General features: G+C 66.9%; 9 protein-coding genes and 1 tRNA gene. 3 read left to right on the forward strand and 7 right to left on the reverse strand.

Translation table 11 applies throughout. The features are described 5' to 3' along the window. Positions 1-11: 11 nt before the first annotated feature. From QNO06_RS02435 to QNO06_RS02450, 4 genes are all read right to left on the reverse strand, one after another. Complete coding sequence (locus QNO06_RS02435) at positions 12-1,043, reverse strand: aldo/keto reductase (RefSeq protein WP_227913225.1); 1,032 nt, start codon at positions 1,041-1,043, stop codon at positions 12-14. Positions 1,044-1,080: 37 nt separating this feature from the next. Continuing rightward, positions 1,081-1,629: a GNAT family N-acetyltransferase gene (locus QNO06_RS02440; protein ID WP_227913227.1), complete on the reverse strand. Its 549-nt coding sequence runs from the start codon at positions 1,627-1,629 to the stop codon at positions 1,081-1,083. 111 nt (positions 1,630-1,740) lie between these two features. Beyond that, positions 1,741-1,831 (reverse strand) — tRNA-Ser (locus QNO06_RS02445). Positions 1,832-1,938: 107 nt separating this feature from the next. After that, a complete protein-coding gene (locus QNO06_RS02450) occupies positions 1,939-4,062 on the reverse strand; it encodes a prolyl oligopeptidase family serine peptidase (protein ID WP_227913229.1) in 2,124 nt (707 codons plus the stop codon). A 101-nt stretch (positions 4,063-4,163) separates the two neighbouring features. Here QNO06_RS02450 and QNO06_RS02455 point away from each other — a divergent pair, with 101 nt between their 5' ends. Beyond that, positions 4,164-6,197 (forward strand): FAD/NAD(P)-binding protein, encoded by a 2,034-nt coding sequence (locus QNO06_RS02455; RefSeq protein WP_227913231.1) that lies wholly within the window; start codon positions 4,164-4,166, stop codon positions 6,195-6,197. A gap of 89 nt (positions 6,198-6,286) precedes the next feature. Here QNO06_RS02455 and QNO06_RS02460 read toward each other — a convergent pair whose 3' ends face one another. Beyond that, positions 6,287-7,006, reverse strand: a complete 720-nt coding sequence (locus QNO06_RS02460; RefSeq protein ID WP_284162547.1) for a hypothetical protein — start codon at positions 7,004-7,006, stop codon at positions 6,287-6,289. Between the two features lie 241 nt (positions 7,007-7,247). Further along, positions 7,248-8,741: an aldehyde dehydrogenase family protein gene (locus tag QNO06_RS02465; RefSeq protein WP_227913233.1), complete on the reverse strand. Its 1,494-nt coding sequence runs from the start codon at positions 8,739-8,741 to the stop codon at positions 7,248-7,250. Positions 8,742-8,954: 213 nt separating this feature from the next. Here QNO06_RS02465 and QNO06_RS02470 point away from each other — a divergent pair, with 213 nt between their 5' ends. Next, positions 8,955-9,644 (forward strand): hypothetical protein, encoded by a 690-nt coding sequence (locus tag QNO06_RS02470; RefSeq protein WP_227913234.1) that lies wholly within the window; start codon positions 8,955-8,957, stop codon positions 9,642-9,644. A gap of 78 nt (positions 9,645-9,722) precedes the next feature. Beyond that, positions 9,723-10,613, forward strand: coding sequence for a DUF2382 domain-containing protein (locus QNO06_RS02475; RefSeq protein ID WP_227913235.1), 891 nt, complete (start codon positions 9,723-9,725; stop codon positions 10,611-10,613). A gap of 86 nt (positions 10,614-10,699) precedes the next feature. Here the strand turns inward: QNO06_RS02475 and QNO06_RS02480 are convergent, their stop codons facing one another. Next, complete coding sequence (locus QNO06_RS02480; RefSeq protein ID WP_227913236.1) at positions 10,700-11,584, reverse strand: alpha/beta fold hydrolase; 885 nt, start codon at positions 11,582-11,584, stop codon at positions 10,700-10,702. Positions 11,585-11,639: the final 55 nt, after the last annotated feature.

Here is an 11,639-nt window from a genome sequence, read left to right on the forward strand (position 1 = left end):
TTCAGCGGTTTTTAGCGGCCGCCCTCGAGTAGCCGGGCGCGCTGGTTCAACCCGTCCGGGCCGTACGGATAGTTGCCCACCTGCGGCATGCTCAGCTCGGTCAGCCGCTGGGTTTCCTCCTGCGTGAGCGTCAGGAAAGCCGCGCCCAGATTGTCGGCCAGCTGGTCCGTGGTGCGGGCGCCCAGAATCACGGACGTCACCCCTGGGCGGTCCGCCAGCCAGGCCAGCGCCACCTGTGCCGGCGTCGCCTGGTGCACCTGGGCGACGGCGCGCAGCTCGTCGATAATCCGCCAGGTCCGCTCGTTGTGGCTGCGCAGGTCCCAGCCCTGGAACTGCCGGGTAGGGTTGTCGCCCACCCGGGTGTTGCCGGCGGGCACCGTTTCGCGGTCATACTTGCCGGTCAGCCAGCCGCCTGCCAGAGGCGACCAGGGCAGCAGGCCCAGGCCGGCGTCGAGCGCTGCCGGAACAATTTCGGACTCGATTTCCCGCTCCAGCAGGTTGTACTGCGGCTGCAGCGTAACCGGCAGCGCCCAGCCGTGCTCCCGGGCCGTGTAAACCGCCTTGGTGAGCTGCCAGCCGGTGAAGTTGGACAACCCGTAGTAACTGATTTTCCCGGCCGTTACCGCGTCCTGGAGGAAACCCAGGGTTTCCTCCAGCGGCGTGTAGGGGTCCCACGCGTGCAGCTGGTAGAGGTCCACATGGTCCACCCCCAGCCGGGTCAGGGAATCCTCCAGCGCACGGCGCAGGTGCCGGCGGGACGTGCCGAGGTCATTGGCGCCGGCCCCCATCGGGAACCGGCCCTTGGTGGCGAGTACGACGTCGGCGGCGGCGCGGGGATTGGCATGCAGCCAGCGGCCGATGATTTCTTCGGAGGCGCCGGAGGTGTACACATCAGCGGTGTCCACGAAGTTGCCGCCGGCGTTGACGTAGTCGTTGAGGATGGCGTGTGAAGCCCGTTCGTCAGACTCGTTGCCGAAGGTCATGGTGCCCAGCGCATAGTTGCTGACTGCGGTGCCGCTGCGGCCCAGAAGACGCATTTCCATGGAAACTTCCTTCACGGTAGGGGAGATGGCTGCCAGCTTATCCGCGGGGCCGGTCCGAGAGCAGTGCGGCGAACAACAACGAATCACGCCGTGTCCCGTTGACTTTCTTATGCGCCCGCAGCCTGCCCTCGAAGACAAAGCCGTTCTTCTCCAGCACACGCACCGAACCGGTGTTTTCCGGATGGCAGGTGGCTTCCACCCGCTCCAACCCCATGGGTCCGAATGCGTGGGCCAGCAGCAGGCCGGCGGTTTCGGTGCCGATTCCCCGGCCCCACATGTCCTGGTGCAAGGTGTAGCCGAGCTCGCCGGTGCTGTCGGCGGCACTTTTTACCCAAACACCGGCGGTGCCGACCACCCGGTCCTCGACCACTACGGCGAGGGTAAACAGGGTCCGCCCGGGCTGGCCGGCTTCAGCGGCGGCTGCGCCGATAAAGGCGCGGGTTTCGGCAAGCGTGTTCGGTCCCCAGGTGGACCACTGAGTGACCGTAGGGTCGGACGTGAAGGAGTGCACGGCGTCGAGGTCGCCCGGCTCAATATCCCGCAGGGTGACGCGCGGGCCTTGGAGCCGAATGCTGTTGGTGGTCACAGAGGCGAATCTACCCGACCGCGGCGGTGTCATTTGTCCGGGTCCGAGGGGGCAGAATCGCGTCTTGAGGGGGATAGACGCAAAAAGTCCCCCGGAAAACCGGGGGACTAGTGGCGGAGACGGGGAGATTTGAACTCCCGGTGGGCTTTAGGCCCACACTTCATTAGCAGTGAAGCCCATTCGGCCGCTCTGGCACGTCTCCAACATGCGTCAAACCTGCAGATTTAACCTGCATATCCAGCATGGCCCGCAGCTTCCGCTGCCAGCCTGACAAGACTACCGGCAACTTGCCGGTTAGGGCAAAACGCCTCAGCCAAGTCCGCCGGTGAGCGCTTCCCAGAGGAATTCGTAGGACCTGGCGTGCATCCGGGCGGACTGACGGTTGTCCGCCGCACCGGCGTGGCCGCCCTCCAGCGACTCGTGGAACCAGACGTTGTCCACGCCCAGCGCCTTCATCCGGGCGGCCATCTTGCGGGCCTGCACCGGCCCCACCCGGTCATCGCTGGTGGCGGTCCAGATCAGGGCGGGAGGGTAGTCCGCGTCTTCCTTCAGCAGGTGGTAGGGGGAGAACGTCTTCACAAAGTCCCACTGCTCGGGATCGTCAGGATCGCCGTACTCGGCAATCCAGGAGTATCCGGCCGAAAGCTTCGTGTAGCGGCGCATGTCCAGCAGCGGCACCCCGCAGGAGACGGCCCCGAACAGGTGCGGGTAGGTGGTGAGCATGTTGCCCACCAGCAGGCCGCCATTGCTGCGGCCCGTGCAGCCCAGGTGCTCCCGTGACGTCACGCCGCGGGCCACGAGGTCCTGCGCGACGGCGGCGAAGTCCTCGTACGCCCGGTGCCGGTTTTCCTGCAGGGCGGCACGGTGCCAGGCCGGACCGTATTCCCCGCCCCCGCGGATGTTCGCCAGCACGTACACGCCCCGGCGTTCGGCTCCGCCGGCATCCGTGGTGCGCCGCTCCAGCCACCCGCGGCCCACTACGCCGCTGTAGGCCGGGGTGAGCGAAGCTTCGAACCCGCCGTACCCGTTCAGCAGGGTGGGGTTGCCGCCGTCGAGCACCAGGTCCTCCGGGCCCACCTGGAAGTACGGCACGCGGGTGCCGTCTGCGGACACGGCAAAGTGCTGCTCCACGGTGAGCCCGCTGGTGTCGAAGAACGCCGGCGAGGATTTCACGGCAACCGCCTCAGAGCCGGCCTCCCCTCCGACCGACAGGGTGCCGCGGGAGACGGTGGACGGGGTCAGGAACCCGGTGCTGACCAGCCAGTAGTCATTGCCGGCTTCCTCATCCTCGTCGTCCACCGCAAAGGCGTCCACGGCGTGCAGCGGCGGGCAGGCATCCAGGATTTCCGCGGTCCACCCGTCAGCCGGGTTCAGCACCAGGATCTCGGAGCTGACATCGCGCAGCACATTCAGCAGCAGCCGGTCCCGGGTCCAGCTCCAGGACTGCAGTGCGGCGGCGGCATCCGGGGTGAAGATCCGGTGCACCCGCCGGGTTCCGCCGGTGAAGTCCGCCAGCGACGCGGCCAGCAGGGACCCGGCCGGGTGGGTCTCGCCGTCGAGCTCCCAGTCATTGCGCGGGCGCAGCAGCAGCCACTGCCGGTGCACGTCCACAGTGACATCCAGGGGCACGTCCAGCTGCACCCACTCGCCGCCTTCGCGCAGGAAGGTGCGGCTGTTGTAGAAATCGATGATGTCCACGGCAATGTCGCGCTCGAAACCGGGTGTCTGGTCACGCTGCACCACGGCCATCATGTGGTCTTCGGGGACCTCGAAGTACGGTTCGGCGTCCTGCAGCTCCTGCCCGCGGCGCAGGACCCGGCTGGTGCGGGGGTAGGACGAGGTGGTCATGGAACCCGGACCGAAGTCCGTGCCCACGTACAGACTGTCCTCACCGGCCCAGCTGATGCGGCTTTTGGCTGCGGGAATGTCGAAGCCGCCGGGCACGAAGGCCTTCTCGACGACGTCGAACTCCCGGTACCGGGAGGCGTCACCGCCGTCGGGGGAGAGGACCACCAAGGCACGGCGGTAAGAGGTGCCGTCCGCGGGACGCAGGAACCGGGCGCCGGCCCACACCCATTCGGTGCCCTCGGCGGCGCTGAGCGCGTCCAGGTCCAGCAGCACCTCCCACTCGGTGTCCGCAGCGGTGTAGCTCTCCCACGTGGTGCGGCGCCAGAGGCCCTTGGGGTGCCCGGCGTCACGCCAGAAGTTGTAGTAGTACCCACCCCGCTTGGACACCATGGGAATGCGGTCCGTGGAGTCCAGGACTTCCAGCAGCCGCTCCTGCGTCCGCTCGAAACCGGTGCGGGACAGGAGGTCCTCGGTGATGCTGTTCTCGGACCGCACCCAGTCCAGCTGCTTGTCTCCGTAGATGTCCTCCAGCCAAAGGAACTCGTCGGTCTCTGCGGAATCCACGTTGCGGTTTGCCGGTGTCATGGGCCCCATCCTAGTTCCCGGCCGGGGCCGGCAGGCCCCGGCCGGCCCCGGCCGGGGCAGCTGGGGCATAGAGGGACTCTCCCTGCCGATACCCTAGATGCATGGATCACACGCAGAGTTTCCGGGTAGCTGTTATCGGCGCAGGCCCGCGCGGACTCTCCGTGGTGGACCGCCTGCTCAGCCGCCGCCGTGCCGCTGGCACGCCGGGACCGCTGACTATTGAGCTCATTGATCCGTTTAATCCCGGCCCCGGGCATGTGTGGCGGACCGGACAGTCCCGGCTGTTCCTGATGAACACGCCCGCGCTGTTCCCCACCGTGGTGCCGGCCGGAGACACTGTGCGGGACCTGCTGCCCTCCCCGGCGGGGCTGTCCTTTAACCAGTGGCGTGAAATGATGTCCGCCGGCACCCGCGCCGCCGCCGGCCTTCCGGCCGGTGACCGTGCCGAGCTGGCGTCCCTGGGCCCGGCGGATTTCCCCAGCAGGGCACTATACGGACGGTACCTGGAGTGGACCTACGGGCAGCTGCAGGAAACGGCCGCTGCGGACGGAGTGGAACTGATCCACCGGCGCACCGAAGCCCTGGGCGTAACCCGGGCGGCGGACGGACGCCTGGTGGTGGAAGTGGAGGGCCGGGAGGTTCTGGCCGCTGACGCCGTCGTCCTGGCCGTGGGCCACCTGCCGGCGCTGCTGTCCGCGGAGCAGGCCCGGCTGCAGGACGCCGCCGAGCGGCACGGCCTTACCTACCTGCCGCCTGCGGTTCCCGCCGACGTCGACTTCTCCCGCCTGCCCGCCGGTGAGCCGGTGCTGATCCGCGGGCTCGGCCTGAACTTCTTCGACGTGATGGCGGCAGTGACCATAGGCCGCGGCGGCCGGTTCGTGCCCACCGGCCTGCCCGCCGGGCGCGCGCTGAGGTATGAGCCCTCGGGCCGGGAACCGAAGCTGGTGGCCGCCTCCCGACGCGGCACGCCCTACCGTGCCAAGGCCCGGCTGGAGTCCTACATTCCCCGCAGCATCCGGCTGCGTTGGTTCACCCGCGAAACCGCGCTCGCGTTCCGTGCGGACGGACTGTTGCCGGGCTTCGACCACGACCTGTGGCCGCTGCTGCACCGCGATGCCGTGTGGGCGTACTACTCCACGCTGGCCCGGGTGGCCGGCACGGAGCTCCGGGGGGAGCCCTCCGCCTTCCTGGGCGACCTGGAAGCAGCGCTGTACCTGCCGGGTCCGGAGTGGGACGCGGCGAAGGAAGCCGTGTTGGACCGCTACGTGCCCGCGGACCGGCGGACCAACCTCGAAGCACTGGCCCAGCCGCTGGGACGGCGTCCGTTCGCCGGCGCCCAGGACCTCGACGACGTCGTCCTTGCGTACCTTGAAGAGGACGCCGCCGGTTCCGCCGCCGGTGAGGACGATCCGCTGAAGATGGCCATCGGTGCCCTGAACGCCGGGCGGACCCTGCTCAAGTCGGTAGTGGCCGACGGCGGGCTTGCCGAAGCATCATGGCTTGCGGAACTGCGCGGCTGGTTCGAGCCGCTGGTGGAAGGCCTCGCAAGCGGCCCGCCGCCGGAACGGATTGAGCAGCTGGCCGCCCTGACCCGCGCAGGAGTGGTGCATTTTGTGGGCCCGGATCCGCGGTTCGACGTGGACGAGGCAAGGGGTGTGTTCACCGCATCCTCGCCCTGGGTAGGTACCGAGTACGCCGGACGCACGCTCATGGAGGCCATGATGCCGCCCAACCGGGTAGACCGCAGCGTTTCGCCATTGCTGGCCGGGCTCATCCGGGACGGCCTGGCCCGGCCAAAGGTCATGATGTCCGCGGACGGCACCCCCGTGCTGACCCCCGGCCTGGACGTCACTATGCCGCCCTACCGGACAGTGGGCGTCAGCGGCGAGCCGGTGGAGAATCTCTTTGTGCTGGGCCTGCAGTTGTCCTCGGTGCAGTGGGGCACGGCCATCGCGGCCGAAGCGGGGTCATCCGCCGCGGAAGGCTCGCGCACGCTGCAGGACGCCGACGACATTGCTGCCGCAGTGCTGGCCGCCGCGTCCGATGCGCGGTGTCCAGGCGCCGGGTGGGACGACGCCGGGCGTGCCGCCGTGCCGCTAGTCAGTCCCCAGCAGGTCCTGGGGAAACCAGTCTGAAAGCTTGCAGTGCATGGGGAAGCGCCAGCCGATCCAGCGTTAACGACGGCGGCCCGCACCAAATGGTGCGGGCCGCCGTCGTTCTGTTCCTAGCCGTTGTAGGTCAGCGAGAGCATCATTTCCTTGAGCTGCCGGTACATGTCGGTCTGCATCCAGGCTTGGGCCGCGGCGTCGTCGGCGAAGGCGCCCGGCTCGATGAGCGCGTTGAAGGTCGCTGCGCCATCGCCCATGTAGACGGTGCCGTACTGTGGGCCTGCGTCGTTCCCCTCTGCATCCGGCAGTCCGGTTTCGAGCTGGACGTGGTAGGTGCGCCCGCCACCGTGGACCGGGCGGGATTCAAACTGGAAGTAGACCGGCCGCCGGTGCATGTCCTTGTAGGCAGGAATTTCCGTGGCGTCGTAGAGGACATGGCCGGGGCTGGGGGTGGCCGCCCCGTCCGTGCAGATGCCGCTGTAAAACTCAGAAACCGGGTTTCCGGTCGAGTCCAAGATCGTGAAAGCTGCCGGCGAGACGTATGGAGCGCAGCTTGGATGCACCCATAGCGGTTCGGTCGGAACGGCCGACCAGCCGGCGGGCAGGGTGAAGCTGTGCAGGCCGTTGGGTGTGGTGACGACGGTGGGTGCTGCCGGAGCGGGCGCCTCCGTGGGCACCGGGGCCGCTGTCGGCGTCGCCGAAGGCGCCGGCGCAGACGGCGAAGCCGATGATGTCGCTGAAGCGGACGGCGTGGCCGTTGCGCTCTTCGACGGCGAGGCTTCGGAAGCCTTGTCGGTACCGCAGGCGGTCAGCAAAACAACGGATGCAAGAACCACGGAAAACACCCGGGTACGGCGCACAAATGAAGCGGTCAATCCAATCAATTCCCCCAGTAGTTCGGCACGGCATGTCCGGGCCGGTGAGAGGGACACTAACAGGACAACGGACACGCCGGGCGTGTCGCGGTGAAGCGTAGCCAAGCCGTAATACGACGGCGGCCCGCGCCCAATAAGGTGCGGACCGCCGTCGTCGTTCCACCGGTGGCTAAGGGCTACCGGAGGGCGTGCATTGACCGGATTAGAACGGGTACTCGCGCGGAGCGTGCTGGACGCTGATGGAGTGGTCGGTGGTGAACTCGTCAATGGCCCACTCGCCGTTGAACCGGCCGAGGCCGGAGTTCCGCTCGCCGCCGAAGGCAATGTGCGCCTCGTCCTGGACCGGGAAATCGTTGACGTGGGTCATGCCGGCCTTGATGCGGCGGGCGAACATCACGCCCGTCTCCAGGTTGGAGGTGAACACGGCGCTGGACAAGCCCAGATCGGTGTCATTGGCCAGGGCCAGCGCATCCTCGGCGTCCTTGGCGCGCATGATGCCCGCGATGGGACCGAAGATTTCCTCGCGTGCCAGTTCCATGTCCTTGGTGACGTCGGCGAAGATCGTCGGGGACAGCACCTGGCCGTTGATTTCGCCCTCAAGCACCAGGCGTGCGCCCTCGGACTTGGCGGTCTCGATCTTCTTCTTCAGGCCGTCAAGCTGCTTGGAGTTGATGATCGGGCCCACCACGTTCTTCGGGTCGGTCGGATCGCCGGCGTTCAGCGTCTTCACGTGTGCGGTGAACTTCTCCACGAACTCGTCGTAGACGGCGTCTTCAACGATGATCCGGTTCACTGCCATGCAGATCTGTCCCTGGTGCAGGAACTTGCCCATGGCGGCCGCACGGACTGCCTGGTCCACGTCGGCGTCGGCGAGGACAACAAACGGGCTGTTGCCGCCGAGCTCCAGCGCCGTGTACTTCAGGGTGGCGCCGGTGGCGGCCAGGGCGCCGATGTTCTTGCCCACCGGGGTGGAACCGGTGAAGGAGATCATGCGCGGGGTGGGGTGCTCCACAAACGCGTCGCCGATTTCGGAGCCGGCGCCGACGACGGCGCTCAGCACGCCGGCGGGCAGGCCCGCCTCTTCGAAGATCTTGGCAATGATCAGTGCACCGGTGACAGGGGTGTCACTGGCCGGCTTCAGCACCACGGCGTTGCCCAGGGCCAGCGCCGGGGCCACGGAGCGCTGGGAAAGGTGCAGCGGGAAGTTCCAGGGGCTGATCACGCCGACGACGCCGAGGGGGCCGCGGTAGACCCGCAGCTCCTTGTTGGGGGTGTTGGAGTCCATGATCTTGCCCGAGACGCGATGCGGGAAGGTGGACGCCTCACGGGTGATTGCAGCCGCGGAAGCAACTTCAATGTTGGCCTTAATCATGGTGCTGCCGGACTCGGCGTTGAGCCAGGCAACGATTTCATCGCGGCGCTCGTCGAAGATTTCGGCAGCGCGGGCAATCACGGCGCGGCGCTCATTGGGGGTCCGGGCCGCCCAGTCCTTCTGTGCTTCCTCGGCGGCGGCGTACGCGTCGTCGAGGTCCTCGCGGGAGGCCTGCTGCATGGTCAGCAGCTGGGATCCGTCGAAGGGGTTGGTGTCGGTGAGTACCTTTTCAGAGCGTCCGTCCCGCCACTGGCCGCCAATGAACTGCTTGGCGGGAATCCAATCGGTGAGGGCCGGGGAGGTTGCTTCGAGCTGCGTTGTCATGATTTCTCCTTGATTAATCTTGACGTGTGTTGGTGATGGTAACGCCGGTATATGCCCGTTCCATTCCCGAACCCGGGGGCTCCGCCAGGTCAAGACAAAAATTTAGTAAGCAGTCTGTCTTTTCCGGCTGCAGACGCCTACCGTAGCCATACCGGGGGTACTTCTGTAGATATTTCTGTCACTGAGGAAGTTCCAGCGGGAAGGACACAGCTCATGAGCACAGGTGCCAGCGCGGCGGGAGACCGCGCACGGGGATCCGGGACCGGACCGGACCGGCCTCAAGCAGGGCAGCGGCCGCGGGCAGGGGCGAACCCAGCGCCGGACGGACTCCGGACCGGCGCGGACGGCGAAGCGGACACCAGCAGACAGGGTGTGGTTGAGCGGGAAAAGGCCAGTTTCGGCGGTGTGAAGATCGGCTCGGCCTTTTTCGGCTGGCTTACCGCCATCGGCACCACGGTGTTGCTCAGCGCGCTGGCAACAGCATTCGGCGCGGTGCTTGTGGCCAACAACAACGACGCCGCATCCGCTGACTCCACCACGGTGAGCGTGGCCGGGACCATTACCTTGCTGGTGATTCTCTTCATCGCCTACTACTGCGGCGGCTATGTGGCAGGCCGGATGGCCCGGTTCAACGGCATCAAACAGGGAATTGCGGTGTGGGTGTGGGCCGTCGTCATCGCCATCGTCGCGGCGATTATTGCCGCCATTGCCGGCAACGAGTTCAACATCCTCGTTCAGCTCAACGGCTTCCCACAGATCCCGGAGATCGGCGGCAACGCCACGGCATCGGTGATTATCGCCGCGATCATTGCCGCGGCAGTGGCACTGCTCGGGGCCATCCTGGGCGGCCTGGGCGGCATGCGCTTCCACCGCCGCGTGGATAAGGCGGGGCTCGGCGACTAACGCAACAGACTAAGTCTCGAGGGGGCCGGGGAATACACAACAGCACCAGCGCTTTCCGCGCAGAAACCGGAGACAACTGTGATCACCACCGAACAGATCGACATCATCCTGAACAAGGGCACCGTTGAAGGGCCCAACGGAGAAAAGATCGGCTCCGCCAGCGAGGTCTACCTGGATGACGAAACCGGGCAGCCGGCCTGGGTCACCACCAAGACCGGGCTTTTCGGTTCGTCCGAAACCTTTGTCCCGCTGGCTGAAGCCACCCTCGAGGGATCCGTGGTTCACGTGCCCTATTCCAAGAGCATGATCAAAGATGCTCCCCGGGTGGATGAGGACGGACACATCAGCGAGCAGGAACAGGACGAGCTTTACAGCTACTACTCCATCGGTACGTCTTCCGGCGGAACCGGCAGATCGGGAACGGACACTTCGAGGACCGCCGGAACGTCGGGGACCACGTCAGGTACAAGGTCAGGGACCACCACGACGTCGGGCACCAGCGGCAACTTTGCGGATTCCAACCACGGTCAGCATGCCCCCAAGGTGGGCCACGATACCTCCGGTCCCACAACCGATGACGCGATGACCCGGTCCGAGGAGCAGCTGCACGTGGGCAAGCAGAGCCGGGAATCCGGCCGGGCCCGCCTGCGCAAGTACGTCACCACCGAAAACGTCACCAAGACGGTCCCGGTGAGCCACGAGGAAGCCAGGATCCAGCGCGAGCCCATCACCGATGCCAACCGTGATGCTGCGATGGACGGACCGGCTATCAGCGAAGAGGAGCACGAGGTGACGCTGCACGCCGAAGAGCCGGTTGTGGATAAGAAGACCGTCCCGGTGGAGCGTGTCCGGCTGGATACCGAAACCGTCACCGATGAGGCAACGGTGAGCGAAGACGTGAGCAAGGAAGAAATAGAGATGGAGGGCGAAGGCGGTTCCTCCGGCAAGGACCGGCGCCGCCGTTCCTGACACCGGCGGGTGCCAACCCGAAAGCGGCAGCCGCGCCGGCTGCCGCTTTCGGTGTTTTCGGGGCTCCGATCAGCCCGGGGCTCCGATCAGCCGCCGGTTCCGGGATGGCGGGCGAGCCAGCGATCCAGCAGATCGGCAAATTCGCTGCTGTTCTGCTCGGGCCACCAATGGCCGGCGTCTACCTCCACCGTCTCCACCCCGGGGAAGCGTTCCTGCAGCCCGGAAACCAGCTTCGGCGAGAGGAACGGGTCCTTCAATGGGACCACCACCTGAACCGGGCCGGTATAGCGTCCCTCCGGCGGACGGGCGGCGGTAAACATGTTGGCCCGGTATAACTGCAGTCCGCGGGCGGCGTTGTCACCGATGCGCCGGCCCGCGGATTTTTCATACCGCGGCGTCAGGACGTACTTCCACGCGGCCTCGGGCAGGACCGGCAGTTGGAAAGCCGCCACATAGCTGCTGCGCAGCGCCTGGTTCAGCGCCTCGGGCCATAGCCGGGAACGCAGCCGAACTTTCAGCCAGTGCCGGAAATGGGCCAGATCAGGCCCGGAGATGCTGGTGTAACTGAGGATCCGGTCCGCGGCACGGGGATCGGAGATGGCAGCCCAGCCCTGGATGGACCCCCAGTCATGCCCGACCAGGTGAACCGGCCCGGTTCCGGTTGCGGCCAGGACGGCATACAAATCGTCCACCAATGCCGGCAGGCGGTAGGGGGAGAGCCCGGCGGCGGTGCCGTCGTCCACCCGGGAGGCACCGGCGTTGCGCGTGTCATAGGTGATGACGTGCCGTCCGGCGGCCAGCCGCCGCACTGCGGCGTCAAAAACCAGGTGGTCGTCGGGATATCCGTGAACCAGCAGCACGCTCGGGGACCCGGGCGACGGCGGCGGACCGTACTCGTACACCGCGAGCTCGGCATCGCCGCTGCGCACTGTGCGGTGCCGTTCCGGCGGAAAGTCCTGGCGGTGGTCCATGTGCCTTCTCCTGTTCCAGCCGTTGTCACGGCCTGCACGGAACCCCACCATAACG

Origin of the sequence: Arthrobacter sp. zg-Y20, from assembly GCF_030142075.1 — a bacterium.
In the GTDB taxonomy this organism is placed as follows: Bacteria; Actinomycetota; Actinomycetes; order Actinomycetales; family Micrococcaceae; genus Arthrobacter_B.